This window comes from Streptomyces sp. MBT53 (genome assembly GCF_016654115.1).
Lineage (GTDB): Bacteria > Actinomycetota > Actinomycetes > Streptomycetales > Streptomycetaceae > Streptomyces.
The window spans coordinates 13,311-40,094 of sequence record NZ_JAEQAZ010000073.1; the positions used below are offsets into that span (position 1 = coordinate 13,311).

At 70.8% G+C, this 26,784-nt stretch carries 25 protein-coding genes; 12 read left to right on the plus strand and 13 right to left on the minus strand.

The genetic code is table 11. The features are described 5' to 3' along the window. The first annotated feature begins 114 nt into the window (after window positions 1–114). Window positions 115–1,326 carry a low temperature requirement protein A gene (locus JHN45_RS25625; RefSeq protein WP_236584090.1) on the plus strand — a complete coding sequence of 404 codons (1,212 nt, stop codon included), beginning with the start codon at window positions 115–117 and terminating at the stop codon, window positions 1,324–1,326. 13 nt (window positions 1,327–1,339) lie between these two features. Here the strand turns inward: JHN45_RS25625 and JHN45_RS25630 are convergent, their stop codons facing one another. Further along, window positions 1,340–1,807: a nuclear transport factor 2 family protein gene (locus JHN45_RS25630; RefSeq protein WP_201050790.1), complete on the minus strand. Its 468-nt coding sequence runs from the start codon at window positions 1,805–1,807 to the stop codon at window positions 1,340–1,342. A 57-nt stretch (window positions 1,808–1,864) separates the two neighbouring features. Between JHN45_RS25630 and JHN45_RS25635 the strand changes: the two genes are divergently transcribed. Beyond that, window positions 1,865–2,476, plus strand: a complete 612-nt coding sequence (locus JHN45_RS25635; protein WP_201050791.1) for a TetR/AcrR family transcriptional regulator — start codon at window positions 1,865–1,867, stop codon at window positions 2,474–2,476. 16 nt (window positions 2,477–2,492) lie between these two features. Here JHN45_RS25635 and JHN45_RS25640 read toward each other — a convergent pair whose 3' ends face one another. Then, window positions 2,493–3,287, minus strand: coding sequence for a VOC family protein (locus JHN45_RS25640; protein ID WP_201050792.1), 795 nt, complete (start codon window positions 3,285–3,287; stop codon window positions 2,493–2,495). Window positions 3,288–3,580: 293 nt separating this feature from the next. Here JHN45_RS25640 and JHN45_RS25645 point away from each other — a divergent pair, with 293 nt between their 5' ends. Genes JHN45_RS25645 through JHN45_RS25655 form a run of 3 tightly spaced genes read left to right on the plus strand, consistent with a single transcriptional unit; the run spans window position 3,581 to window position 7,005 of the window. Beyond that, window positions 3,581–5,023, plus strand: coding sequence for a family 2B encapsulin nanocompartment shell protein (locus JHN45_RS25645; protein ID WP_201050793.1), 1,443 nt, complete (start codon window positions 3,581–3,583; stop codon window positions 5,021–5,023). A gap of 16 nt (window positions 5,024–5,039) precedes the next feature. Beyond that, on the plus strand, window positions 5,040–6,080 hold the full coding sequence (locus JHN45_RS25650) for a family 2 encapsulin nanocompartment cargo protein terpene cyclase (RefSeq protein ID WP_201050794.1): 1,041 nt from the start codon (window positions 5,040–5,042) through the stop codon (window positions 6,078–6,080). Window positions 6,081–6,129: 49 nt separating this feature from the next. After that, a complete protein-coding gene (locus JHN45_RS25655) occupies window positions 6,130–7,005 on the plus strand; it encodes a geranyl diphosphate 2-C-methyltransferase (RefSeq protein WP_200712424.1) in 876 nt (291 codons plus the stop codon). Between the two features lie 3 nt (window positions 7,006–7,008). Here JHN45_RS25655 and JHN45_RS25660 read toward each other — a convergent pair whose 3' ends face one another. Beyond that, window positions 7,009–7,401: an STAS domain-containing protein gene (locus tag JHN45_RS25660; protein WP_234468475.1), complete on the minus strand. Its 393-nt coding sequence runs from the start codon at window positions 7,399–7,401 to the stop codon at window positions 7,009–7,011. 232 nt (window positions 7,402–7,633) lie between these two features. Here JHN45_RS25660 and JHN45_RS25665 point away from each other — a divergent pair, with 232 nt between their 5' ends. The 3 genes from JHN45_RS25665 to JHN45_RS25675 all read left to right on the plus strand — a co-directional run bounded on the left by JHN45_RS25665 (window position 7,634) and on the right by JHN45_RS25675 (window position 10,982). Next, window positions 7,634–8,308: a response regulator transcription factor gene (locus tag JHN45_RS25665; protein WP_200712425.1), complete on the plus strand. Its 675-nt coding sequence runs from the start codon at window positions 7,634–7,636 to the stop codon at window positions 8,306–8,308. 26 nt (window positions 8,309–8,334) lie between these two features. After that, window positions 8,335–10,002 (plus strand): hybrid sensor histidine kinase/response regulator, encoded by a 1,668-nt coding sequence (locus JHN45_RS25670; protein ID WP_201050795.1) that lies wholly within the window; start codon window positions 8,335–8,337, stop codon window positions 10,000–10,002. 77 nt (window positions 10,003–10,079) lie between these two features. Then, window positions 10,080–10,982 (plus strand): SGNH/GDSL hydrolase family protein, encoded by a 903-nt coding sequence (locus JHN45_RS25675; RefSeq protein WP_201050796.1) that lies wholly within the window; start codon window positions 10,080–10,082, stop codon window positions 10,980–10,982. Here the strand turns inward: JHN45_RS25675 and JHN45_RS25680 are convergent. The 9 genes from JHN45_RS25680 to JHN45_RS25720 all read right to left on the minus strand — a co-directional run bounded on the left by JHN45_RS25680 (window position 10,936) and on the right by JHN45_RS25720 (window position 21,532). After that, window positions 10,936–11,631, minus strand: a complete 696-nt coding sequence (locus JHN45_RS25680) for a TetR/AcrR family transcriptional regulator (RefSeq protein WP_201050797.1) — start codon at window positions 11,629–11,631, stop codon at window positions 10,936–10,938. The two genes, JHN45_RS25675 and JHN45_RS25680, sit on opposite strands and share 47 nt — an antisense overlap. Continuing rightward, window positions 11,598–13,604 (minus strand): CocE/NonD family hydrolase, encoded by a 2,007-nt coding sequence (locus JHN45_RS25685; protein ID WP_201050798.1) that lies wholly within the window; start codon window positions 13,602–13,604, stop codon window positions 11,598–11,600. The genes JHN45_RS25680 and JHN45_RS25685 overlap by 34 nt, the downstream gene beginning before the upstream one ends. Beyond that, window positions 13,601–15,331, minus strand: a complete 1,731-nt coding sequence (locus tag JHN45_RS25690) for an ABC transporter ATP-binding protein (RefSeq protein ID WP_201050799.1) — start codon at window positions 15,329–15,331, stop codon at window positions 13,601–13,603. Before JHN45_RS25690 ends, JHN45_RS25685 begins: the two co-directional genes overlap by 4 nt. Beyond that, a complete protein-coding gene (locus tag JHN45_RS25695) occupies window positions 15,331–16,209 on the minus strand; it encodes an ABC transporter permease (protein WP_201050800.1) in 879 nt (292 codons plus the stop codon). The genes JHN45_RS25690 and JHN45_RS25695 overlap by 1 nt, the downstream gene beginning before the upstream one ends. Next, entirely contained in the window at window positions 16,206–17,162 is a 957-nt protein-coding gene (locus tag JHN45_RS25700) for an ABC transporter permease (protein ID WP_201050801.1), read from the minus strand. Before JHN45_RS25700 ends, JHN45_RS25695 begins: the two co-directional genes overlap by 4 nt. 2 nt (window positions 17,163–17,164) lie before the next feature. After that, window positions 17,165–18,748: an ABC transporter substrate-binding protein gene (locus tag JHN45_RS25705; protein ID WP_201050802.1), complete on the minus strand. Its 1,584-nt coding sequence runs from the start codon at window positions 18,746–18,748 to the stop codon at window positions 17,165–17,167. Window positions 18,749–18,911: 163 nt separating this feature from the next. Then, window positions 18,912–19,694 carry an ABC transporter permease gene (locus tag JHN45_RS25710; protein WP_307783197.1) on the minus strand — a complete coding sequence of 261 codons (783 nt, stop codon included), beginning with the start codon at window positions 19,692–19,694 and terminating at the stop codon, window positions 18,912–18,914. Further along, a complete protein-coding gene (locus JHN45_RS25715) occupies window positions 19,691–20,491 on the minus strand; it encodes a class I SAM-dependent methyltransferase (RefSeq protein WP_201050803.1) in 801 nt (266 codons plus the stop codon). Before JHN45_RS25715 ends, JHN45_RS25710 begins: the two co-directional genes overlap by 4 nt. 6 nt (window positions 20,492–20,497) lie before the next feature. Continuing rightward, complete coding sequence (locus JHN45_RS25720; RefSeq protein ID WP_201050804.1) at window positions 20,498–21,532, minus strand: ABC transporter substrate-binding protein; 1,035 nt, start codon at window positions 21,530–21,532, stop codon at window positions 20,498–20,500. Window positions 21,533–21,689: 157 nt separating this feature from the next. Between JHN45_RS25720 and JHN45_RS25725 the strand changes: the two genes are divergently transcribed. The 3 genes from JHN45_RS25725 (at window position 21,690) to JHN45_RS25730 (ending at window position 25,154) form a co-directional block, all read left to right on the plus strand. Then, entirely contained in the window at window positions 21,690–22,307 is a 618-nt protein-coding gene (locus JHN45_RS25725; RefSeq protein WP_374195643.1) for an ABC transporter ATP-binding protein, read from the plus strand. After that, window positions 22,301–22,447, plus strand: a complete 147-nt coding sequence (locus tag JHN45_RS54775) for a hypothetical protein (RefSeq protein ID WP_374195644.1) — start codon at window positions 22,301–22,303, stop codon at window positions 22,445–22,447. Before JHN45_RS25725 ends, JHN45_RS54775 begins: the two co-directional genes overlap by 7 nt. 178 nt (window positions 22,448–22,625) lie before the next feature. After that, window positions 22,626–25,154 (plus strand): beta-L-arabinofuranosidase domain-containing protein, encoded by a 2,529-nt coding sequence (locus JHN45_RS25730; protein WP_201050805.1) that lies wholly within the window; start codon window positions 22,626–22,628, stop codon window positions 25,152–25,154. A gap of 5 nt (window positions 25,155–25,159) precedes the next feature. On the opposite strand, the gene JHN45_RS25735 is transcribed toward JHN45_RS25730, so the two are convergent. After that, window positions 25,160–25,642 (minus strand): VOC family protein, encoded by a 483-nt coding sequence (locus JHN45_RS25735; protein ID WP_200712435.1) that lies wholly within the window; start codon window positions 25,640–25,642, stop codon window positions 25,160–25,162. A 133-nt stretch (window positions 25,643–25,775) separates the two neighbouring features. Between JHN45_RS25735 and JHN45_RS25740 the strand changes: the two genes are divergently transcribed. Further along, window positions 25,776–26,784: epoxide hydrolase family protein (locus tag JHN45_RS25740; RefSeq protein ID WP_201050806.1), on the plus strand; the 1,009-nt coding region annotated here is incomplete at its 3' end.

The window sequence follows — 26,784 nt, forward strand, 5'->3', positions numbered from 1 at the left end:
CCGTACCCCCGGGTCCGCGCCGCCCCGTACGGCCGAAGGACCCCGTCGGCCGCCCCGCGGACACGCGCGGCCCCTGTCCGAGGATCTCGCCCGTCCCCCCTCTACGCTGCGCGCATGACCTCGCGACAGGAGCAATGGGCCCGGGTGCGCCGCCAGTTGTGGCGGCCCCCGCGTCCGCACGGTGAGCAGCCGCGCGAGCGGGTGGTCGGTCCGCTGGAGCTCTTCTACGACCTGGTCGTGGTCGTGCTGGTCGCGCAGGCCGCCCACCATCTGTCCGGGGAGCTGGACTGGCACGGTCTTGGCCTGTTCGCCGCGGTGTTCGCGCTGGTGTGGATCGCCTGGCTCAACGGCAGCCTGCACCACGAACTGCACGGGCACGAGGACGCCCGCGGCCGGAGCATGTTCCTGCTGCAGATCCTGGTGCTCGTGCCGCTGGGCGCGTTCATCCCGGAGGCGGGCGACGCGCGCGGTGCCGCGTTCGCCGTGGACGCGGGGGTGCTGTTCGCGGTCCTGGCCCTGTTGTGGCTGCTCGCGTCCCGCAGCGACACGGCCGAATTCCGGCGTCCCAGCATGCTGTACGTGACGGGGACGGCGGCCTGCGCTCTCGTGCTGGCGGCGAGCGCGGCCCTGTCCGCGGACGCCCGCGTCCTCACGTGGGGTGTGCTGGCCGTCGGCTATCTGCTGGGCTTCGTGCTGATCATCGGGAGGGCGATCCCGGAACGGGTGGTCGCGCTCAGCGTGACCGACGCGCTCACGGAACGGTTCGGGCTGTTCATCATCATCGTGCTCGGCGAGAACGTGACCGGGGTGGTCGACGGTCTGGCCCACGAGCCGACCGACGCGCTCACCCTGGCCGTCGGCCTGGTCGCCGTGGTGGTCGGTTTCGGCGCGTGGTGGACCTACTTCGACTTCGCGGGGCACCGGCTGCCGAGGGACGCACGGGCGAGCGCCCTGCTGTGGATGGTGGTGCATCTGCCGATCACGGCCGCGGTGGCCGCCATGGGCGCCGCGATGGTCGGCCTCGTCGAGCACGCCCACGACAGCCGGACGCCCGCCGCCACCGCCTGGGTGCTCTGCGGGGGCGCGTCCGTCGTGCTCTGCGCGACGATGGCACTCGCGGCGACCCTGCGCGCCTGGAGCGAGAACCCCGGGCTCTACCGGCCCCTGGCCCGCACCTGCGTCGCCATGGCCGTCCTGGCCGTGGGGGTCGGCGCCCTGCGCCCGGCTCCGCTCGTCCTCGGCCTGGCGCTCGTCGTGCTGCTCGGCACCCCCTGGGTGCTCGCCGTGGCCAACCGCGTGTCCCACTACGAGGAACCCGCCACGTGACCCCGCGCCGAGGTCAGGGCGTCGAGGGCCGCGTCTCGGTCCAGTCGACCATCAGCCGACGTTCGGCGAAGTACCAGTCGCCGTCCCGCTTGGTGAACTCGTCGAGGTAGCGGATGGACGCGATCATGAGGGTGCGCTGCCCGGACTCGTCGACCGAGACGTGGTGGGCCAGGCAGTAGCTCTCGCCGCTCGCCCGGTCGCCGTCCAGGGTGATGGTGCTCTGTCCGTTGAAGTGCGTGGTGGCCCGGTAGACGTTGAGGTTGTCGAAGACCGGGGCCAGGGACTCGCGGCCGTGCAGTTCCTGTGTCGGCTCCGCCGCGGTGGCGTCCATGAAGACCAGGAAACGGGTGTCCTCGGCGAAGAGGGCCATCTGCCCCTTGGCGTCCCGCCGGTCGGCGCAGTGCGCGTAGGCGTCGATCAGCTCGCGAAGGGCCAGCCGGTCGGCGGCCTCCTGGGGCGAGATCGCGGTGTGCGAGGCCATGACCGTTCCTTTCGCCGCACTATTTGACATGTGTATAAAATCACTCGTCATGACAGAGTGCAACGTGAACCCCAGGAGGGCGGAGCGCTGAACCAGCGGATCGATCCACGCGTCACCCGCACGACGCGGGCCTTCGAGGAGGCCGTCGTGGAGCTCGCCGCGCGGCGGTCCGTCTCCCGAATCTCCGTCGCCGAGCTGGCCGAGCGCGCAGGGGTCACGCGCGCCACGTTCTACAACCGCTACAGCTCCCCGCTGGACCTGCTCATCCAGGTGCTCCAGGCCGATCTGGACCGCGGCCACCGCCGCGAGGCCGAGGCCCGCGCACAGGGCGGGCACTCGGCCGCCGCACTGCTCCGACTGGCCACGGCGGAGGTCGCCGACCACGTCGAGCGGTATCTGCCGGTCTACCGGCACGCCCTCACGGATCCGGCGGACAGCGGTGTGTACGACGCGCTCGTGCGCCACTTCGGCGACTACACGCTGTCCTTCATGGCCGCCGGCGACCGCCCGGGGCTTCCCGAGGCCAATCGCCGGGTGGTCGCACAGTTTCTGGCCCACGGCTTCGCGGGCGCGATCAGGGCATGGCTGGAGGACCCGGCGGTCACCAAGGACGACATGGTCGACGCGGCCGTGGCCTGCGCCCCCGCCTGGTGGACGGCCGCCGGCTGACGGCCGCCCCGCCCGGTCAGACGTCCGTCATCTGCGGCATCTCGCCCTCGGTCGTGCTCATGTCGATCACCGAGAACGAGGCGCCCTGCGGATCACTGAGGGCCGCGAACCGCCCGAAGGGGCTGTCCATGGGGCCGAAGCGGAGGATCCCGCCGAGCTTGGTGGCCTTGGCGACGGCGTCGTCGCAGTTGTCCACCGCGAAGTAGACGTTGACGTACGACGGCACCTCGGGCGGGAACTCGTCGCCCATCTGCATCCGTCCGATGACCGTGTCCTCGCCGATGTTGTAGACGCGGTAGTCGACGCCGGAGTCGTCCATGCTCTTCGCCGAGTACGGGAAGACCGCCGGGAAGAATCCGTCCGCCTTCGCGGGCTCGCGGGTGAAGATCTCGGCCCAGGCGTACGCGCCGGCCACGCCCGACGCCTCGAAGCCCTCGTGGGTGCCGCCCTGCCAGACGCCGAACACGGCGCCGCTGGGCTCACGGGCCAGGCACATCGTGCCGAACTCGCCGACCTGCATCGGCTCCATCAGCACCTCGCCGCCGTTCTCCCGGATCTTCGCCGCGGTCGCCGCGGCGTCCGGCGAGGCGAGGTAGAGGCACCACTGCGACTGCCCCTCCTGGCCGGGCATCGGCGGTACGACGGCCGCCACGGCCTTGCCGTCGACGTAGGCCTGCGTGTAGTTGCCGTACTCCGACGACGACTCGCCGAAGGTCCAGCCGAGGACGTCGCCGTAGAAACTCTTGGCTCCCTCGACGTCGCCGAACATCGCGTCGGCCCAACAGGGGGTTCCTTCAGGTTGTATGGCCATGGCTGCGGCCCTCTCCGGTAGGTCGGGTTGGCTGGATCTCGTTGTCCGAATTCTCACGCTAGTCACCAGGCGTGCGGGGCGCGCGGCGAACGCCCGAATCGCCCGGCACCGCGCCCGCGCGCCCCGCACGCCGGGGTGCGGGCACGAGCCCTCGCCGTCCCCGACCCGACCGGCGGGTTTACGACCTGCGGGACGTGAAGCCGCCCCTTTCGCGCGGTTACCGGTGCTGGGCAGGACTGTTTGGCTTGTAAACCGACGACGCGCTCACCCCTGTTCACCTCCCGGGAGGGAATGTGTCCACTCCGGAAAGCGTCAACGGACCGGCCACCGACGACTCCGCCCCCGAGCCGGCCGACAACGGACCACTCACCAGCCTCAGCACCGTCGCGGCCCGACAACTCGCCACGACCACCAAGTCCGAACCGCAGATGCAGGCCATCACCTCGCGCTGGCTGCTGAAGATGCTGCCCTGGGTGGACGTCAAGGGCGGCGCCTACCGGGTCAACCGGCGGCTCCAGCTCAGCGTCGGCCGCGGCCGGGTGCGGTTCGAGCAGAACGGCGCCGACGACATCAAGGTCATCCCCCAGACGCTCACCGAACTGCCCGTGCTGCGCGGGTACTCCGACACGGAGGTCCTGAAGGAGATCGCCACCCGGTTCCGGGTCCGCGAAGTACGCGCGGGCCAGGTCCTGTTCGAGGCCGGACAGCCCGTCACCGAGGCCTACTTGGTCGCCCACGGCCGCTTCACCCGCTACGCCGCGGGACCCTACGACGACGAGGAGATCCTCGGGGTCGTCACCGACGGCGACCAGATGGGGGACGAGGCCATAGGACAGTCCGATCCGCTGTGGCTGAGTTCCGTGCGCGCCGAGACCGCGGGCGTGCTGCTCGTCCTGCCCTGGGACGTCGTCTCCGAATTCACCGACCGCGTGCCGTCGTTGGCCGCCCATCTGGAGGCGTACGCCGAGCGGCAGCGGCTGCCGATGAACCGCAAGGGCGAGGCCGATGTGCCGGTGCAGGCCGGCCATGTGGGCGAGCCGACGCTGCCCGGCGGCTTCGTCGACTACGAACTCGCCCCGCGCGAGTACGAGTTGTCCCTCACCCAGACCGTGCTGCGGGTGCACACCAGGGTCGCCGACCTCTACAACGATCCGATGGACCAGACCCAGCAGCAACTGCGGCTCACCATCGAGGAGATCCGCGAGCGGCAGGAGTGGGAGCTGGTCAACAACCGGGAGTTCGGGCTGCTGCCCACCATCGACTACACCCAGCGCATCAGCACCTTCACCGGCCCCCCGACCCCGGACGACCTCGACGAACTGCTCGCCATGCGACGCAAGACCAAGCTGTTCCTCGCCCATCCGAAGGCGATCGCGGCCTTCTTCCGGCAGTGCAACCGGCGCGGTCTGGTGCCGGGCACGGCGAACATCGACGGGCACGAGATCCCCGCCTGGCGCGGGGTGCCGTTCTTCCCGTGCAGCAAGATCCCGATCTCCCCGCAGCACACCAGCAGCATCATCGCGCTGCGCACCGGTGAGGCCGACCAGGGTGTCGTCGGCCTGTTCCAGACCGGTATCCCCGAGGAGTACCAGCCAGGGCTGAACGTCCGCTTCATGGGCATCGACTCGGCCGCGATCATCCGCTACCTCGTCACCGCGTACTACTCGATGGCCATCCTGGTCCCCGACGCGGCGGGAATCCTGGAGAACGTACAGATCGGCAGGACCGCCGAGTGACGGCCCGGAGAAACTCATGACCACCTCCCTCTCGCTGCCCGGCCCGCCGAACCTGGCGGGCACGCTGCGGGCCCGGCGCACCGGCGCGATCCCGGGACTCACCTACCGTCCGGCGGCACCCGCCGACCCGGAGAAGGCCGCGGAGCTCGACCGCAGACTGGAGGCCTGGGCGCGCGGCCTCGATCTGTTCCCGGCCGCGTGGGACGGGGACTTCGCCGGGTTCCAGCTCGGCCGGGCCGTGGTGCTCCAGCACCCGGGGGCGGTCGACCTGGAGCGGCTGACCGCCGCGGGCAAGCTGCTGCTCGCCGAGAACATCGTCGACAGCTGCTACTGCGAGGAGGACGAGGGCAAGGGCGGCGCGCACCGCGGCCTCGGCGGCCGGCTGATCATGGCCCAGTCGGCGCTGGACCCGTACCACGGCACGCCCGAACTGGAGGCGGAGTGGCGGCAGGGCGTGCAGGCCGACGGCCCGTTGCGCTCGTACCACTTCGCGATCCAGGACTACGCCCTCCTCGCCACCCCCAGCCAGACCGACCGGATCGTGCACGATCTGGCCCGGCTGCACCTCGGCTATCTCGCCGAGGCCGCGTGGGCCGAGATCCGGTACAAGCCGCGGGTCTGGGAGTACCTGGTGATGCGGCAGTTCAACAACTTCCGGCCCTGTCTGTCGATCGTGGACGCGGTCGACGGCTACGAACTGCCCGAGCAGCTCTATGCCCGGCCCGAGATCCAGCGGGTCACGGCCCTGGCCTGCAACGCCACCACCATCGTCAACGACCTGTACTCCTTCACCAAGGAACTGGCCAGCGACCCGGACCATCTCAACCTCCCGCAGGTCGTCGCCGCCAACGAGCGGTGCGGGCTGAAGGCCGCCTATCTGAAGTCCGTCGAGATCCACAACCGGATCATGGACGCCTTCGACGAGGAGTCCGCCGCGCTGTCCGCCGCCTCGCCCCTCGTCGCGCGCTATACCGAGGGTCTGGCCGCCTGGGTGTCCGGCAACCACGAGTGGCACGCGACCAACACCCACCGCTACCACCTGCCCAACTACTGGTAAGAGTCCGGTCCCTGACGTCCCGTCGGACGCACCACGCTAGGAGTCACCGTTGACCACCACCGACGCCGGCACCACAGCACCACCGGTGCCGACCCAGTCCACGTACCAGAACCGTGTCGCGGACTACTGGAACGCCGAAGAGAACCCGGTCAACCTCGCCCTCGGACAGATCGACGACCTGTACCACCACCACTACGGAATCGGCGGGGCCGACGAGTCCGTACTGGAGGACCCCGACCCCGTCCGGCGCCGGGAACGGCTCACCGCCGAACTGCACCGCCTGGAACACGCCCAGGCCGAGCTGCTCGCCTCCCACCTCGGCCAACTCACCCCGGACGACCGGGTGTTCGACGCCGGCTGCGGGCGCGGCGGAGGCAGTGTGGTGGCGCATCTGCGCTACGGCTGCCGGGCCGACGGGGTCACGATCTCCGCCAAGCAGGCCGAGTTCGCCAACGCGCAGGCCCGCGCCCGGGGCATCGACGGCAAGGTGCGCTACCACCACCGCAACATGCTCGACACCGGCTTCCCCACAGGGGAGTTCGCCGCGTCCTGGAACAACGAGTCCACGATGTACGTCGAGTTGGACCTGCTGTTCGCCGAGCACGCGCGGCTGCTGCGCCGCGGCGGACGCTATGTGGTGATCACCGGCTGCTACGACGACACCTACGGCCGGGCCTCGCGCGAGGTGTCCCTCATCAACGCCCACTACATCTGCGACATCCACCCCAGGTCGGAGTACTTCCGGGCGATGGCCCGCAACCGGCTGGTGCCCGTCCACGTCCAGGATCTGACCCAGGACACGATCCCCTACTGGGCGCTGCGCAGTCGGGCCGACCATCTGGTCACGGGCATCGAGGACACCTTCCTGACCGCCTACCGCAACGGCAGCTTCCAGTATCTGCTGATCGCGGCCGACCGGGTCTGAGTCTCAGCGGCCGGCGATCCTGGAGGCCGCCTCCGGCAGACCGGGCGCCGGATCGAGGACGTCCAGCGTGCCGTGCGCCCGCAACAGGCGCACGGTGCGCGGGGCGCACACCACGGCGAAGCCCGCCTCGTGCTCCCGCACCCGGCGGCGGAAACGCAGCACCAGATTGAGTCCGGTGGAGTCGATGAACGTCGTACGGCGCAGATCGACGACATAGGCGGGCGCGTGCAGGGCGACGACCGAGTCCAGCCACTCGCGCAGCGGGGTGGCGGTCGCCAGATCGATGTCGCCGTGCAGGTCGACGACCAACAGGCCGTCCCTGGCGCCCAGCAGGGCGTGGTCGCCGGGTGCAGGCCAGGCCGGTACGGTCACCGGCTCCAGGCTGTTCTCGCGCAAGGTGTTCCGTCCCCGTTCCGTGCCTGTCGCGCCCGGGCGCGCGATCCGGCGCGGGTCCGTACGGCGGCTTCGACATCCCCGCACCGCACGAGCCCGCGCCGGAACTCCCCCCGAGCGGCTCCCCCTTGAACCGTGGGTGCCTCCTGTTCTACCTTCGCCACATGGTCGGGGCATCAACGCCCGCTCATCAGCGACACAACGAGCGGGCCGAGGTCGGGCCGGGTGATGCGGGATGCGTCCGCACCTGGCACTGATCGAGGACGAGCCCGATTTCGCACTGATGTGCCGTTCCTATCTGGAGCACGAGGGATTCACCGTCACCTGGGCCATGGACGCCCGCGCCGGAAAGTCCGTCCTGCACGAGAGCCGCATCGATCTCGCCGTCCTCGACCTGGGCCTCCCGGACGGCAGCGGCCTGGAACTCCTGCGCGCGCTCCGCTCCACGAGCCGCCTCCCGGTCATCGTGGTCACCGGCCGGGGCGCGGAGGCCGACCGGGTGGCGGGCCTGGAGATCGGCGCCGACGACTACCTCGTCAAGCCGTTCTCGCAGCGGGAGTTGGTGGCCCGCATCCGGGCCGTACTGCGCAGATCGCAGCCGCCGGAGACCCCGGCGGTGATCCAGGTCGGCTCACTGCGGATCGACACGGCCGCCCGCCAGGCGTCCGCCGACGGCGTCTTCCTCACCCTGCGCCCCAAGGAGTACGCCCTGCTGGAGATGCTCGGCGAGGCACCCGGCCGGGTCTTCTCCACCGAGCAGGTCCTCGACCGGATCTGGGGCGCCGCCTGGCAGCAGCCCGCGACCGTGATCGAGCACGTGTACCGCCTGCGCGGAAAGCTCGCGGCACTCCCCACGCCCGCACCCCGGATCACCACGGTCCGCGGGTACGGCTACCGCCTCGACCCCTGAGACCTCTGAGACCTCTGAGAGCCGCCATGTCGCCACCCCTCGCCACACCCGACTTCCGGCTGCTCTTCGACTCCTCGCTCTCTCCGCTGCTGGTGCTCAGCCCCGACTTCACCATCGTCGAGGTCAACCGCGCGTATCTCGCGGCCACCCGTACGGAACGCACGATCGTCGGGCAGCGCATCTTCGACGTCTTCCCCGACAACCCGGACGACCCCTCCGCCGACGGCGTCGCCAATCTGCGCCGCTCACTGGAGTCGGTGGTGGCCACGGGCCGCAAGGACACCATGGCCCTGCAGCGCTACGACATCCCGACCGGCGAGGCGGGCGGCTTCGCCGAGCGGTACTGGAGTCCCGTCAACTCCCCCGTCCTGGACGCCGAAGGACGGGTCACGCACATCATCCACCGGGTCGAGGACGTCACGGACTTCGTGCACTTGCGCCGGGTCGGCCGGGAGCAGGAACGGGCCGCCGCCGAGGCGCAGATGCGGGCCGAGGGCATGGAGATCGACCTGTTCGTACGGGCCCGGGAGATCCGCGAGGTCAACGAGCAGCTGAGCCGCGCCAACGCCGAACTGGACGCGGCAGGACAGCAGTTGAGGGAGGAGCAGCGGGCCAAGGACCGGTTCATCGCCACGCTCTCGCACGAACTGCGCAACCCGCTCGCCGCCGCCTGCGCGGCCGTGGAACTGCTCGCACTCGACCTGCCCGACAGCGGCCGTCCCGCACTGTCGGTCCTGGAACGGCAGTTGGGCACGCTGGTGCGGATGAGCAACGATCTCCTCGACGGGACACGGGCGTTGACCGGCCGTCTTGAGCTGGTGTCCGAGCGGGTCGACGTACGGTCCGTGGTCGAGGGCGCCTGCGCCGACATCCGGAGCCTGTTCGGACATGAGGAACGCACCCTTCAACTGACCTTGCCGGACACACCCGTTGTGGTCGACGGGGACCGCCTCCGGCTGGCACAGGTACTGACGAACCTGCTGTCCAACGCGCTCAAGTACACCCCGCCAGGCGGCCGTACGGAGGTCCGGCTCACGGTCGAGGACGAACAGGCCCGGCTGACCGTGCGGGACGACGGCATAGGCTTCCAACCCGCCCAGGCCGAAGACCTGTTCGGGGTCTTCGTGCGAGCGGCCCCGGCGGGCCCGAACACACCCGAGGGACTCGGCCTGGGACTCGCGGTCGCGCGCACGGTGGTCGAACTGCACGGCGGCCGCATCGGCGCACACAGTGAAGGGCCGGGCAGGGGTGCGACGTTCACGGTGCTCCTGCCACGCGCCGACGACAAGACTCCGGAACCGGTACGGCCGTCCGCGCCCCCTCGCTCGCGACGCCGACTGGCCATCCTGATCGTGGAGGACAACGCCGACCTCGCCGCGACCTACCGCACCCTCCTGGAACGCCAGGGCCACCACGTCACCGCCGTCCACACCGGCACCGACGCGCTCACCGCGACCGAGTCCGACGTCTTCGACGTGGTCCTGTGCGACCTGGGCCTGCCCGACACCGACGGCTACACGGTGGCCCGTACGGTACGGTCCCGGCCGCACGGTGACCGGCCGCGCCTGATCGCGGTCTCCGGCTTCAGCCGGGGCACCGACCGCTCGCTGTCCCGGACGGCGGGCTTCGACGCCCATCTCGCCAAGCCGCTCCCGCTGACGGATCTGCTCGACCTGCTGGAGCGCCTGGAGTAGCGAGGCGTCTTCCCCCTTCACCCTGTCTGTGCTTGCCTGGGGAGCCGTTTTCCGGTGCCCGGGGCGGGAGTCGCCGTATGCGGAAGCCGTGGTTGGTGGGTGTGCTGCTGGCCGGAGTGCTGCTCGGCGCGTGCACGGACCCGGCGTCCGGACCCGAGGTCGCTCCGCCGACCCCTTCGGTACCGACCGCCACCCACCGACAGGCCCCAGCGGCCCCGGTGAAGTCGGCGCCCGGCGTGCTGTATCTCGGGGACTCCCTCGCGATGGAGAGCCAGCGGGTGCTCGGGCGGGAACTCCGCGGCACGCTCGGCGCGACGTACACGAGTGCCCCGTACTCGGGGACCACACTGTGCGACTACCTGGAGGGCACCGGGGCGCGTTCCCTGGTGCCGGACGGCGACAAGGCGGCGGCGCTGGTGCGCGCGCTGCACCCGGACTTCGTGGTCCTGCAGTTCTGGGGCAACGCGTGGGGCTACACGCCCTGCATGGACGGGATCACCTACGACGCCGACCGGCAGACGTATCTACGGCGGTACGCCTCCGACATAGGGAGGCTCACCGCACAGATCGCCGCAGCCGGGGGCGCCCAACGGCCCACGATCGTCTGGGTGTTGCAGGGGCCGGACCCGATCACCCCCGAGCGCGTCCGGGCGGTGAACGCGCTCTACGGGACATCGGTCAGGTCCACGGGCGACATCGTCGCCGACGCCGGCAAGGCCGTGAGCCCCGCCGGCGCCCGCTACAGGTGGACCCAATACCTCCCGTGCACCGCCTACGAGCGCGCCCACCCCGACTACTGCACCCAACCCGGCAACGGCCGTACGACCCTCCACCGGGACGACGACTACCTGCACTTCTGCCTGGCACCGACGACCTCGACGCCGAGACCGTGTCCGGTCCGCTCCCCCGGCATCCTGCGCATGGCCAGGGAGATCACCCGCGTGATCGGCGCCCGAGCTCCGTCTCGATCAGGCGGTTGAGGTGGCGGCGGGCGTCCTCGGTGCTCAACGGGGGTGCCTGGCGCAGCCGTTGCAGGGCCAGGCCGTCGGCGAGGGCGGCGAAGCGGACCGTGAAGCCGTCGAGGTCGTCGGAGCGGAACTCGCCGTCGGCGACGCCCCGTTCGGCCAGCGCGCGGATCTGCTGGTGCCAACTCTCGTAGCGTCGGGCCTGCCCGCTGCTGAAGGCCTCGTCGGTGCCCTGTTCGCCCGCGTTCCAGTAGTCGAACCACATCCGCCAGTGCCGGTCGGTGTCCTCGGTGAACAGCGCGTCGACCAGCAGCCGCAGCGCCTCCGCCCCGCTGGTCGCCTGCTCGGCGGCCTCGTTCAACTCGGCGTAGTAGCGCTCGATGTGCAGCACCATCGCCTCGGAGAGGATCTCCTGCACACTGCCGAAGTGGTACGTGACGGTACCGACGGAGACCCCGGCGGCGGCGGCCACGTCCCGCACGCCGACCGAGGCGTAACCGCGTTCCGCTATCAGCGGGACGGCCGCTTCGACGATCAGCCGACGCCGCACCTCGGTGGGCTGCCGGGTGCGGTCGGCGGCTGCGACGGCACGGCGCGGTGCCCTGGCGGCCTGCGGGGGCTTGGCGGCCGTCATCCCGACGTCCTCGGGGTGGTGCGGTGCCATGCGCGCTTGGCCACTGTCTCTCCGTTCGCCCGTGCTTCGACGCGACTGTCCATGACGAAGTCCGCGGCCGTGGCGCGCAGCTCCGTCCGCGCCATGATCTCAGCGTCGTAGTCGTCCCCGCGCCGCAACCGGATCCGCCACTCCGACACGGCGTGCGCGGACAGCGGGTCGTCACTCCGGATGCGGTACGTCTCCCGCGCGCTCTCCTCGTAGCGCAGCCCGTCCGGGTACGTCCGCGAACCCCCGTAGTTGGGGTCGACCTCCAGCGTCCACTCCCCCTTGGCCACATCGTGCGTGACCAGCCGCTCGGGCGTCGGCTCGGCGGGCCGGTCGTAGGTCACGTCGAGCGGGACCGCCTGCTCGGGCTCCTCGAAGCGGATCGACGGCTCCGATCCCCTTCCGCGCACGGGCAGTTGTACGAAGCTCTCGGCCGGCAGGACCCTCAACTCCCCGCGCTCGCCGTGCGGCCACACCCACGGCCAGTAGGTGTCGGAGACGGCGACCCGGATCCGGTGGCCGGGCGGGATCGCGTACCCGATGCCGGTCAGCTCGAACTCGACGTCCTCGTACGTCCCCGGTGTCCACTCGACGGCCCGGTCACGGCCTTGCCTGCTCAGCAGGTTGAGCACGCCACGGGTGACGAGCGTGGACGAGCCGTCCGGGGCCACATCGCACAGCCGGGCGACGACATGGGCGCGCGGGGCGGCACTGTCGAGACGGAGCCGGACGCGCGGACGGCCGAGGATCTCGACTCGCTCGGTGAGCGGCTCGGAGTCGAAGCAGACCGAACGGCCGTCCTCCTCCCGCTGGTCCGGCGGCAGGTCGCTCGCGTTCCCGAAGGGGAAGAAGCGCCCGGCGTCGAGACCGGTGTGCTGCGGCGAGCGCACGGGGACGGGGTCAGTGCTCGTGCCGAGGGGCCGTGTGTCCCAACTGACCGTCGGGCTGGGCCACTTGGTGTCCCCCACCCAACGGCCCGGCAGTACGTCGTACGACGTCGCCGGCGGGACCGGGTCGGTGATCCAGGCCCGCAGCAAGGGCTCCTCCATCACGCCCGTGTCGATGCCCTTGAGGTGCTGGTCCCACCAGCGCAGGGTCTCCTGGAGGAAGCCGATCGCGGGGCCCGGCGGCAGACCGCGGTCGGGGTACTGGTGCGACCAGGGGCCGACGATCCCCCGGACGCGGTCGCCGGGCAGGTGCTCGACGAGGCGCAGGACGGTGTCCCGGTACGGGTCGTTCCAGCCGCCGACCGCGAGGACGGCCGCGTCGATCGCGGTGTAGTCCTCGCAGACGCTGCCGTGCTTCCAGTAGTCGTCGCGCTGTTGGTGGTCGAGCCAGGTGTGCAGGAAGGGTTCGAGGGCGTCGAGGCGTTCGCGCCACATGGGCAGCCAGCGGTCCGCGCCGACGCTCGCCGGGTCCGGCGGGCGGGCGGCGAAGGCGAGCATGGTGCCGGCCCAGGCGAGCATGTCGATGCCGAGGACGGCGCCGCCCGTGTAGTGGACGTCGTTGTCGTAGCGGTCGTCGGTCGAACAGACGGTGACGATCGCCTTCAGCGGCTCGGGCGCGAGGGCGGCGATCTGGAGGGAGTTGAAGCCGCCCCAGGAGATGCCGAACATCCCGACCTTGCCGGTGCACCAGGGTTGCCCGGCAAGCCAGTTGACGACGTCGACACCGTCGGCGAGCTCCTGGGCGTCGTACTCGTCGCCGGGCATGCCCTCGCTGTCACCGTGCCCACGGATGTCGACGCGGACGGAGGCGTAACCGTGTCCGGCGTACCAGGGATGGCGCTGCGCATCCCGGGGCGCGGTCCAGTCGCTCTTGCGGTAGGGGAGGTATTCGAGCAGCGCGGGCACGGGATCCGACTCGGCGTCATCGGGCCGCCAGATGCGGGCGTGCAGCCGGGTCCTTCCGTCCCGGGTGGGGATCCAGACGTCCTCGCGGACGACCCGGCGCTCGAACTGTTCGCGGTACTTCACAGAATTCCTTCTGCCACAGGGGCGTTGAGGGGGCGCCAGCGCCGGACGCGGTGGCCGTCGTCGGCGTGGTCGGTCCAGATGTCGTCGCCGTCCGCCGCGTCGGCCCAGTCGGCGGTGTCGTCGACGTAGGGCTGGGCGTCGGGGTCGGGTTCGAGGGCGGCGGCCATGAGTTGGCGGGTGTAGGGGTGTTGGGGGTCGGCGAACACGGCTTCCGTGGGGCCCTCTTCGACGACGACTCCGTGGCGCAGTACGACAACCCGGTCCGCGATGCCTCGTACGACGGCCAGGTCGTGGCTGATGAACAGGCAGGCGAGGTCGCGCTCACGACGGAGGTCGTCGAGGAGGCGGAGTACGTCCGCCTGGACCGACACGTCCAGGGCGGTGGTGATCTCGTCGGCGATCAACACATCAGGCTCGCCCGCCAACGCCCTTGCGATACCGATGCGTTGACGCTGACCGCCGGAGAGCTGCGCGGGGAGGCGGTCGGCGAGGGCCGGGTCGAGCCGTACGTCGGCGATGAGTCGGCGGGTCCGCTCTGCTGCCTCCGTGCGGTCGGTCGCCGTGCCGAAGAAGCGCAGGGGGTGGCGGACCGCGTCGCCAACGGAGCGGCGGGGGTTGAGCGAGGTGTCAGCGTTCTGGAAGACGAGTTGCACCCGGCGGCGCAGGGAGAGCGGCCGCTGCTGTGCCGGTCGGGCCAGGTCACCGTCTTCGTGCCGCATCGTGCCGCCGGAGGGGGTGCGCAGTCCGGCCAGGGCCCACGCGAGGGTGGACTTGCCGCTGCCCGACTCCCCTACGAGGGCGAGGACTTCGCCGCGCCGGACGTCGAAGGAGACGCCGTGCACGGCACGCGTACTGCCGTAGTCGATGGTGACGTCCTGCGCGGACACGGCCACCGGGGCGTCGGCGGGCACCTCGGCCTTCGGCCTGACCTCCCGCTCCCCCGCCTCGCCGACGACCGCGAGACCGGCATCGTCGAGGCGCGGCACACTCGCCAACAGGCGCCTGGTGTACGGGTCTTGGGGCCGGGCGAACAGCTGTCGCGTGGGCGCCGATTCGACCACCCGGCCCGAGCGCAGGACGGTCACCTCGTCGGCCATGTGCGCGACGACTCCGAGGTCGTGGCTCACCAGTACGGCCGCCAGGCCGAGTTCGTCGCTCAGGGCGGCGATCAGGTCGAGGACGCTGCGCTGGGTGACGACGTCCAGACCGGTCGTCGGCTCGTCGAGGACCAGGACCTTGGGGCGGGCCGCGATGGCCATGGCGATGGCCACACGCTGCTGCTGGCCGCCGGAGAGTTCGTGCGGATAGCGCCGGGCCAGGTCGGCGGGATGCGGCAGGCGGACCTGTTCGAGGAGTTCCTCGACGGGGACCTCGCCGCCGGCCTCCGCGATCTGGCGTCCGATACGCATGGAGGGGGTGAGGGCGTGGCCGGCGTTCTGGCCGACCATCGCGACCGTGCCGCCGCGCAGCCGCCGCAACTCCCGTGCGGGCAGGGCGAATACATCGGCGCCGGACACCTCCACCGATCCCCCGGTGATCCGGGAGCCGTGCCGCAGATGTCCGAGCAGGGTCGCGGCGACGGTCGACTTGCCGCTGCCGGATTCTCCGACGAGCGCGTGCGTCTGGCCCTCGGCGACTTCCAACGACACCTGGTGCACGACGGGTACGTCCCGACCGCCCGAACGATAGGCCACGGACAGGGAGTTGACGGAAACGATGGAGGCCATCAGGAGCCCTCCCTGATCCGGTCGACGCCCCACGCCTTGGACAGGCCGTCGGCCGCGAGGTTGAGCCCCACCACGAGGGTGGCCAGGGCGATGATGGGAGCGAGGCTCGCCATCGGGACGACGGTGATGGCGGTGCGGTTCTCGGCAACCATCAGGCCCCAGTCCGGAGTTGGCGGGTCGGCGCCGAAGCCGAGGAACGACAGCGAGGAGATCAGCAGCACGACCCAGGAGGCCCGCATCGCGAACTCCACGCACACCACGTCCGTGATGTTCGGCAGGATCTCCCGGCGCAGGATCGACCAGGTGCTCTCGCCTCTGGCGCGGGCCGCGGTCACGTAGTCGGCGGGGACGACCGCGAGGGCGGCGCCGCGCACGACGCGGACGACCTGCGGGACGTAGACGATGGCGACGGCGAGGACGATGACCGCCGGGCCGGTGCCGAGGGCGGTGACCACGACGAGCAGGGCGAGGATCGACGGGACGGAGAGGACCGCGTCCAGGATTCGGCCCAGTACGTCGTCGAACCAGCCGCCGCGCAGGGCCGCCGCGCAGCCGATGACCGTGCCGAGGGCGACGGTGAGGAGGGTGGCGGCGACGGAGACGCCTAGGGCGTACCGGCCGCCGTAGAGGACGCGGGCGAGGACGTCGCGGCCGTACTGGTCGGTCCCGGCCCAGTGGCTCCAACTGGAGCCGAGCAGCGCGTGGTTGGCGTCGTTGGCGATGGGGTCGTAGGAGGTGAGGAGCGGGGCCAGCAGGGCGATCAGGACGTGTACGGCGACGATCGCGAGGCCGACGAGTGCCGTGCGGGAGGTGCTCAGGGTGCGCCAGGCGCGGGTGCCGCGTGCGGTCAGGGTCGGGGCGGTGGCGAGCGTGGTCATCGGGTCCTCCCTCGGGTGCGGAGCCTGGGGTTGAGGGCCATGGTGGCCAGGTCGGCGGCGAGGTTGCAGACGACGTAGACGACCGCGCTGATCAGGGCGACGGCCTGGATGGTGGGCAGGTCGCGGTTCTGCACGGAGGAGAGCATCAGCTTGCCGATGCCCGGGTAGTTGAAGACGTTCTCGACGACCGCGACCCCGCCGACCAGCCAGGCCACGTTGAGCGCGATGACGTGCAGGGTGGGCAGCAGGGCGCTCGGCAGGGCGTGCCGGGTGACGACCCGCCAGGTGGAGAGGCCCTTGAGGCGGGCGGTGGTGACGTACTCGGTGGCCATCACGTCGATGACCGAGGTGCGGGCCATGCGGACGATGTAGGCGGCCATCACCACGGCGAGGGCGAGGGCGGGAAGCCATACGGCGGGCAGGAGTTGACCGACCGATGCGTCCGGGCCGTAGAGGACGACCGCCGGGAACCACGGGAGGGCGACCGAGAAGCACAGGACCAGGACGGTGGCCACGACGAACTCGGGGACGCTCATGCCGACGAGGCTGACGGTGGAGATCAGGTGGTCGGGCCAGCGGTCGCGGTACAGGCCCGCGAGGATGCCGAGGACGATCGAGCCGGTGACCGCGAAGAGGACGGTGACGAGGGCGATCAGGGCGGAGTTGCCCAGGTACATGGACACTTCGCCGCCAACTGCCTTGCCGGAGACAAGAGATGTGCCGAAGTCGCCGTGCAGCGCGCCGCCCACCCAGTCGAAGTACCGCTCCCAGGCGGGCTGGTCGAGCTTGAGCTTGGTGCGCAGGGCGGCCACCGCGTCCGGGGTCGCGTCCTTGCCGAGGATCTGCGTCGCTACGTCGCCGGGCAGGGCCTGGACGGCGAGGAAGACGAGGACGGAGGAGAGGAAGAGGGTGCCAACTGCCGCCGCGATACGGCGGGTTATGAAGGAGAGCATGGTCAGGCTCCCTTCAGGCCGATGTTGAGGTAGTCGAACTCGAAGCCGTGCTCGGCGTATCCGCGTACCTTGCGGGAGATGCCGACGAGCCGGTCGGCGAACATCGGGGTCATCGCCCCGCCCTTCTCGATCACCAACGTCTGTGCCTCGCCGTACAGTTCGCGCCGCTTGGTGTCGTCGAGCTCGGCGCGGGCCCGGTCGAGGACCGCGTCGAACTCCTTGTCGGACCAGGCGGTCTCGTTGTACGAGGAGCCGCTGCGGAAGATCTGGGTGAAGAGCTGGTCGACGGGGCGGCCCGTGAACCAGTAGGTGGCCATCAGCGGCTTCTTCATCCAGATCTGTGTGTAGTAGGAGTCCGCGGAGGCCGTCTTGACCTTGATGCGGATGCCCGCCCGCTTCGCGGAGTCCTGGTAGGCGAGCGCCATCGGCGTGAACAGGGGGTCGTAGGAGGAGGTGTAGAGGTCCATCGCCAAGCCCTCGTGGCCCGCCTGCTTGAGCAGGTACTTCGCCTGCTCCGGGTCGTGCTTGGGGTGCGCGGAGATGTGGGCCGGGTCGCTGGGCGGCACCGGATTGTCCCAGCCCGCCGTGCCCGCGCCCTGGAGGGCGACCTGCACGACGTGCTCGGGGTCGTAGGCGAGCTTCATGGCCTGGCGGACGCGGACGTCGGTGAAGGGCTTCTCGGTGGTGAGCATCGGGAGGACGTACCACTGGGCGTTCTTCACGCGGGCGATGGTGGCGCGGTCCGAGGCGGCGACCACGCGGGCGGTCGCGAAGTCGAGGTTGGTCTGCGAGAGCAGGTCGACTTGCCCTGCCAGCAAGGCGTTTGAGCGGGCCGACATGTCGGCGACCGAGTAGAAGTCGATCGTGTCGAGGACGGGGCGGCCCGCCCAGTGGTCCGTGTACGCGGTGACGCGGCCGGGGCCCGCCGGTGCGAACGACTCCAGCTTGAAGGGGCCGGTGCCGATGCCGGTGCGGCCGATGGACTTCGCGCTGCCGTCGGGGATGACGTAGCAGTTGTAGTGCGTCAGCAGGCTGGGGAACTCGGCGTTCGGGCTCTTCAGCGGGACGACGAGGGTGTGGGCGTCGGGCGTGCCCAGCTTGGCCGGGTCGATGAGCGGGGCGAGGACCGCGGCCTGCGGGGAGGCCGTCGCCTTGTCGAGGATGTGGCGGAGTGTGTAGGCGGCGTCGGCGGAGGTGAAGGCGCGGCCGTTGTGGAAGGCGACGTCCTTGCGGAGGCGGAAGGTCCAGGTGCTCGCCTTGGCGTCGGGTTCCCAGGACTCGGCGAGGTCGGGGGCCAGCTCGCCGTTCGTGCCGATGCGGACGAGCCGGTTGTAGAGGGCGCCCAGGTACTCGTACGCGGACAGTGAGCTGGCCGGGTCGAGGGTCTCGGCGTCGGAGGCGGGCGGCCTGGCGATGCGCAGCGTGCCGCCGCGGTCGGGGGCGCCTTTCGCGGCGGCGGCCGGCAGGACGGGGGCGGCCTCCGCCCCGGCACAGCCGGTCAGCAGCCAGGACCCGCCGAGTGCCGCCGCCGAGGCGAGGCCCGCGGTGAGCACCGACCGGCGGCCCAGGTGGTGGATGTCGGACATGTACCGACCGTCCTTGTCGCTATTCGTTCAGCTATTCGTTCAGCGGAACGATTGAGTGAAGTCCGTGAACGATAACGAGGGGATGGTTTCCCGCCAACCCTTTGGGCGCGGAAATTAACGTCCGAAACGCACTGGTTACGACGAGGAGGCGCGCAGGGGTCGGTCAGCCGGTGGTCTCGCGGGCCCAGGGCAGCAGTGCCCGCTCCGCGAGGACGACGGCGTAGAAGAGGAGCACGCTCATGGCGCTGAGCAGGGCCATCGCGGCGAACGCGAGGGGCGTGTCGGCGTTGCCGCCGGAGGCCACGATGACGTAGCCGAGGCCCTGGTCGCCGCCCGCGAACTCGCCGACGACCGCGCCCACGACGGCGAGGGTGACGCCGAGGCGCAGGCCGATGAAGACCTGGGGCAGGGCCCAGGGGATGCGGAGCTTGCGGTAGGTCTGCCGGCGGGACGCGGTGAGGGAGTGGGCCAGCTCGGTCAGTTCCAGGGGGACGGACGTCAGTCCTGCCATCGTCGACACGACCACCGGGAACCAGGCGAGCAACGCCACCATGAACACCTTCGGGGCCGTGCCGAAGCCGAGCCAGACCACGAGGAGCGGTGCCACCGCGATCTTCGGTACGGCGTTCACCGCGACCAGCAACGGCATGACCGCGCGCTCCACGCCCCGGGACGCGGTGAGCAGCACGGCGGTCACGAGTCCCGCGCCGACGGCCAGGCCGAAGCCGACGGCCGTCTCGGTGAACGTCTGCCAGGTCTGGCGCAGCAGATAGCCGGGCAGCCGGCCGAAGGCGTCGACGACGTCGGGGGGTGCGGGCAGCAAGAAGGGACGGATGTCGAAGACGAGGGTCGCCAGCCACCACACGGCGAGCGCGCACAGAGCGGCCAAGAGCGGCGGGCCCGCCGACAGGACGCGTCTCACACCGGCGGCCAGTGCTGTTCTCACACCGAGGGCCTGCGGCCGATGGTCGAGTAGGTGAAGTGGCCGCGCACCAGCAGCCGGGGATCGGCCACCAGCCGGTCCAGTTCGGCGAGTTGGGCCTTCGTCATGCCGGCCGCGAGGAAGTCCTCGCGTGCCTGCGCGATGTTCGCGGCGATCAGCAGCGTGCCCGCGGTGCCGCCCGGCCAGGACCGGGAGTGGATCACGGTGTCGACGTCGGTCAGGCCCGCCTCCAGCATGGCGGCGGGCACCCGGCCGGCCCAGGTGGGGTCGTTGCCGTGGGCGGGCAGGACGCGCTCGACGAGCAACTCGTGGTAGAGGTCGACCAGTTGGGAGGCCTGCGGGGTCGGGGCCGCGAGCACCATCTTGCGGAAGGTCGTCTCGAAGTCCTCCAGCACCAGCGCGCCACCGGGGGCGAGGGCCGCCGCGAGCCTCCGGAGCACGGCCTCCCGTCCGGGCAGGTGCAGCAGCACCAGCCGGGCGTGGATCACGTTCCAGGGGCCGTCCGGCACCTGTTCGTTCTCCAGATCGTGCACCAGCACGTCGTACGGCGGACTCGCGGGCAGATGGCGGGTGTTGACGTCGGTCGCCAGCACTCGTCCCGTGGGTCCCGTCGCGCGGGCGAGCCAGTCGGCGATGCTGCCGCCCCCGGCGCCGGTCTCCAGGCAGCGCAGGCCGGTCAGGTCGCCGAGGGAGGAGAGCCGCGAGATCGTGAACTCGTCCAGGATCGCGGGAAGTTGGCCGTGCCGGTGGGCGGCTTCGGGATGGTCGTTGTCGAAGACGTACGAGAGCGGGGTCTCCACGGGCCGTCAACCCGACTTCATGGCGGCGAAGTCGACGACGTCCTGCGGTGTCATCCCCGGCTGGATGACACCGGCCTTCTCCAGGCTGGTGAGGGCGCCTCGCATCCGCGCCTCGGTGATCATGCCGATGTTCGCGTCACCCTCGGCCGTCACGGCCGGTGTCATCAGTTCGATCTCCTGGGTCGCCGCCGTGGCGTCCGTCTCCGGATGCTTCGCGTGCAGCAACTTCCCGGCCTCGTCCGGGTGTTGGACCGTGTATTTCAGCCCCTTGAGCAGCGCCGTGCGGAAGCGCTTGACCAGGTCCGGCTGCTTCGCGGCGAGGGAGGCCGTGGTGACCGTCGCGTTGCCGAACAGGTCGGGCAGACAGGTGCTGTAGGGGAACACGACGACGTGCTTCGACCGGGCCTGCACGGTGGCCTTCTCGATGGTGGGGCGGCCGATCAGGAACGTGCTGAGCGCGTCGGCCTTTCCGCTCGCGAGGGCCGGGCCCAACTGCACGGGCTGGACGGCGATCCAGTGGATTCCGGCGGTGTCGATGCCGGCGAGCCTGGCGTAGCCGGGGAACAGCAGCTGGTTCACGGAGTTCGCGGCGGCGGCGATCCTTTTGCCCGTGAGGTCTTTCGGGGTGCTGATGCCCGAGCCCTGCATCGCCATGATGGAGACGAGCGTGCGCTGGTGGACGGCGAGCACCGCGCGGAAGTCGCGATAGGCCGTGGAGTTCTTGGCTCCGGCGGAAATCATCGCACCCGTCAGGTCGAGGCTGGTGAACTGCGCCTTTCCGGAAGCGAGGGCTTTGAGGTTCTCTCCGGCGGCCTTTCCGAGTTCGATCTTCACATCGATTCCGGCCTGGCGGAAATAGCCCTTCTGCTCGGCCACCCAGGCGAATGCGTCCCGCCCCGCCGCACCGAAGGCGGTGACATAGGTGAGCTGGTCCTCGGCCGAACTCCTGCTCTTGGACGGGGAGTTGGAGCCGCAGGCCACGGCGGCCAGCAGTGTGGCCGCCGCGCAGAAAACCGTCGCCGTACGGTGTGAGCGGATCATGCGACCTCCCCTGAGGGGGAATGGGTGGGGGGAACAGCAGAAGTCGGTGGGGGGTTTGTCGCCGGGGTCGCGATCCGGCAAATCGTACGCGTGCATGCCACAATCCAGCAGAGCGATTTTCGGTATTCCGCGCACGGCGGCCGACGGGAGTCGACGCGTGATCCAATTACGGGGTGTGTCCAAGGAGTTCACGCATCGGCGCGGCCGTGTCGAAGCGCTTCAGGGCATCGATCTGGAGGCCGGTGACGGTGAGTTCGTGGCGGTCGTCGGGCGTTCCGGGTGCGGGAAGTCGACGCTGCTGCGGCTGATCGCCGGGCTGGCGGTGCCGACCCGGGGCGAGGTGCTCATGGGCGGCCGTGCCGTCACCGGGCCGCGCGGCGACTGCGCCGTCCTCTTCCAGCGGCCCGCCCTGCTGCCGTGGCGGTCCGTGCTGGACAACGTGCTGCTGCCTGCGGAGATCTCGGGCGACCGGCGCGACGGATCGCGGAAACGGGCGCTGGGGCTGATCGAGGCGATGGGCCTCGACGGCTTCCAACGGCGGCTGCCGCACGAACTGTCCGGCGGGATGCAGCAGCGGGTGGCGCTGTGCCGGTCGCTGATGCAGCGGCCCCGGGTGCTGCTGATGGACGAGCCGTTCCCGCGCTCGACGCGCTCACCCGGGACGAGTTGTGCGCCGAGTTGCAGCGGACGCACCGCGAGCATCCGTCCACCGTCGTCCTCGTCACCCACTCCGTCGACGAGGCGGTCCTGCTGGCCGACCGGGTGGTGGTGCTGACGCCCCGCCCCGGCCGGATCCGTACGGTCCTCGACATCACCCTGCCCCGGCCGCGCACGCGTGCCAGGGCCGAGCAGGCGGAGCAACTGGCCCGGCGGGCCGCCGAGTTGCACGCACTGCTACTGGACAGCGACACCTGATCCCCAGCCTCATCGTCAACTGCCGTCCCTCCACGCCCTGTTGACATCACACAGCGGGCGCCTAGCGTGTCCAGCGGACAGCATGTCGCACGACCTTCGGGATCTCGAACCGGAGTGGAGCGGTGGAGGGACACCACCGCCCGACTCCCAACTCCTCGACATGCGAAGGACATTGGTGATGACCCCACCCCTGGGCAGACGTCAGTTGCTCGCGGCCGCAGGTGCCACCTCGGCCGCCCTCACCCTCACCGGCAAGGACGGCACGGCGTACGCCGCCACGGACCGCGCCACCGCCGAACCCACCGCGATCCGCCCCTTCCCGCTCACCGCCGTGACCCTGCTGGACAGCCCGTTCCGGGACAACCAGCGCCGCAACTCGGCCTATCTGCGCTTCGTCGACCTCGACCGGCTGCTGCACACCTTCCGTACCAACGTCCGCCTGCCCAGCACCGCGCAGCCCTGCGGCGGATGGGAGGGACCCGACGTGGAACTGCGCGGTCACTCCACCGGCCATCTGCTCTCCGGACTCGCGCTCGCGTACGCCAACACCGGCGACACGGCCCTGCGCGACAAGGGCCGGACCCTGGTCGCCGAACTGGCGAGGTGTCAGGCGGCCTCGCCCGCGGCCGGTTTCCGCACCGGCTATCTGTCCGCGTTCCCCGAGAGCTTCTTCGACCGGCTGGAGGCCGGGACCGGGGTGTGGGCGCCGTACTACACGATCCACAAGATCATGGCGGGGCTGGTCGAGCAGTACCGGCTGACCGGGAACGAGCAGGCCCTCGACGTGGTGCTCCGGCAGGCGCGCTGGGTCGACGCGCGGACCGCGGGGCTGTCGTACGAGCGGATGCAGCGGGTGCTGGAAACCGAGTTCGGCGGGATGAACGACGTGCTCGCCGATCTGCACGCCCTCACCGGCAACACCGCCTGGCTCGATGTCGCCGAACGCTTCACCCACGCCCGGGTGTTCGACCCGCTGGCGCTGGGCGAGGACCGGCTCGCCGGGCTGCACGCCAACACACAGATCCCGAAGATGGTCGGCGCGCTGCGGCTGTGGGAGGAGGGGCTGCCCGAGCGGTACCGCACGATCGCCGCCAACTTCTGGGAGATCGTCACCGGCCACCACTCGTACGTCATCGGCGGCAACAGCAACGGCGAGGCGTTCCACGAACCGGACGTGGTGGCAGGGCAGTTGTCCGACAACACCTGCGAGAACTGCAACAGCTACAACATGCTCAAGCTGACCCGGCTGCTGCACCTCCACACCCCGGACCGTGTCGAGCTGCTCGACTTCTACGAACGGGCTCTGTTCAACCAGTTGTTGGGCGAGCAGGACCCGGACTCCGAGCACGGCTTCAACATCTACTACACCGGTCTGGCGCCGGGTTCCTTCAAGCGCCAGCCGTCCTTCATGGGCGCGGATCCGGACGTGTACTCCACGGACTACGACAACTTCTCCTGCGACCACGGCACCGGCATGGAGACCCACGCCAAGTTCGCCGACACGATCTACACGCACGACGAACACGCCCTGCTGGTCAACCTGTTCATCCCCTCGCAGGTGGTCTGGCGCGAGCGGGGCATCACCTGGCGGCAGACCACCGGCTTCCCCGACCGCTCCACCACCACCCTGACGGTCATCGCCGGCCGTTCCGGGCACCGGCTGCGCGTCCGCGTCCCGTCCTGGGCCTCCGGTGCCCGCGCCGCCCTCAACGGCCGTGCGCTGCCCGACCGTCCGAAGCCCGGCAGCTGGCTCACGCTGGAGCGGACCTGGCGTGCCGGCGACCGGGTCGAGGTGTCCCTGCCGATGCGCACGGTCGTGGAGCCGACCCCCGACGACCCCGATGTACAGGCGGTGCTGCACGGTCCGGTGGTGCTGGCCGGGGCGTTCGGCGACCGGGCCGACCCCTGGCTGTCACGCCTGGACGTCGACTCCGTACGGCAGTTGTCCTCGGACCCGCTGCGCTTCACCGCCCGCGCGGACGACACGGACGTGACCCTGCTGCCGATCGCCCGCGTCCACCACCAGCACTACTCGGTGTACTGGCTGACCGGCGAACCCCCGCCCCCGCCACCGGAGTTCGCCGCCTGGCACCGCTTCGACGAGACCTCGGGCACGACGGCGGCCGACGCGACGGGCAACGGCCGTACGGCCCAACTGGTCGGCGGAGCCGCGTGGTTGGCGGACGGCCGGCTCGGTGGCGCGGTTGCCCTGGACGGTGTGGACGGTCATGTCGCCCTCGCCGAGGATCTGTTGGCGGGTGCGTCGGCGTACTCGCTCGCCACGTGGGTCCGGCTGGACGGTCGGCCCGGCGCCTGGAGCCGGATCTTCGACCTCGGCACCGGCGTCACCGCCAACATGTTCCTGACCCCGCTGAGCGGCGACGGCACCCTGCGGTACGCGATCACCGCGGGCGGGGCGGGCGCCGAGCAGCGCATCGACGCCGAGCCGCTGCCCGCCGACCGTTGGGTGCATGTGGCGGTGGCCTACGGCGACGGGACCGCCGTCCTGTACGTGGACGGCGTCGAAGCCGGCCGGAACGCGGCCGTCACCGTGGAGCCGCGCCGCTTCGGCAACCATGTCCGGGCCGGATACGTCGGCCGCTCGCAGTACGCCGACCCGTACCTGAAGGGCGCGGTCGACGACTTCCGGGTCTACGGCAGAGCGCTGAGCGCCGCCGAGGTGGCGACGCTGGCGCAACCGACATAGCCGAGTCACTCCCCCGCGAAGGCCTTCTCCAGTGCGGCGAGGTCGAACTTGCCCATCGCCATGAAGGACTCCGTCGCACGGGCGACCTTCGCGGGGTCGGGGTCGGTGATCATCTCGATCAGCCGGGTGGGGACGACCTGCCAGGACAGGCCGAACTTGTCCTTGAGCCAGCCGCAGGGGCCGGGCTCGCCGCCGCCTTCGAGCAGCTTGGCCCAGTAGTAGTCGATGTCCTCCTGGTTCTCGCAGGGGATCTGGAAGGAGACCGCCTCGGTGAACTTGAACATCGGGCCGCCGTTCAGCGCGACGAACTTCTGTCCGAAGGCCGTGAACTCGACGGTGAGCACCGAGCCGGCCGGTTGCGGGGCGCCCTCGCCGTAGTGGCTGACGCGGCCGATGCTGGAGTTCTTGAAGATCGACACGTACAGGTGGGCGGCTTCCTCGGCCTGGCCGTCGAACCAGAGACACGTGGTGAATCCGTCGGTGGTCATGCGTTCCTCCATGGGCTGCTGGGGCGTCGAACACGGTCATCTGTATCGACCGATCGTCACCCTGAAACTCATCGGTCGGGCGGCCGGACAATCCAGGTGGCCGATGCCGGGTGCGCAACTAGGCTCGCTCTCCATGACGTATCCGCAGGCAGACAGCGTCCACCCGTACCGCATCGACATCCCGCAGGCCGACCTCGACGATCTGCACGCCCGGCTCGACCGCGTCCGCTGGCCCGACGAGCTGCCCGGCACGGGCTGGGCGTACGGCGTGCCGGCGGACTACCTGCGGGAGCTGGTGCGGTACTGGCGGCACGAGTACGACTGGCGGGCGGCCGAGGCCGAGCTGAACGCGTGGCCGCAGTTCACGACCACCATCGACGGGTCGAACGTCCACTTCGCGCACATCCGCTCCCCTGAACCGGACGCCACCCCGCTGATCATCACGCACGGCTGGCCGGGCTCGATCGTCGAATTCGTGGACATCGTGGGCCTGTTGACCGATCCGGCGGCCCACGGCGGCGACCCGGCGGACGCCTTCCACGTGGTCGTGCCCAGCATTCCGGGCTTCGGGCTGTCGGGTCCCCCGGCCGACACCGGCTGGGAGGCGGGCCGTATCGCCGACGCCTGGGCCGAACTCATGCACCGCCTCGGCTACGAGCGGTTCGGCGCGCAGGGCGGCGACTGGGGCGCGGCGATCTCCCGCGAGCTGGGCCGCGCCCACCCCGACCGGGTCGTCGGCGTCCACCTCAACCTGCTGCCGGGCGCTCAGGCCCTCACCGAGCCCACCCCCGAGGAGCTGGACGCGCTCGGCCCGGAGGAACGGGCGGACACCCTGGAGTCCTGGCGCCGCTGGACCGCGTGGTCGCGCGAGAGCACCGGATACGCCGTCCTCCACACCACCCGCCCGCAGACCCTGGCGTACGCCCTCGCGGACTCGCCGGTCGGTCAACTCGCCTGGATCGTCGAGAAGTTCAGGGAGTGGACCGACTCGGAGGAGCTGCCGGAGGAGGCCGTGGACCGGGACCGGCTGCTCACCGACGTGGTGCTGTACTGGGTGACGGGGACCGCCGGTTCGGCCGCCCGGATCTACTACGAGCGGGCCCACGCCACCGGTGCCCGGGCCGCCGCGCCCACCCTCCCGT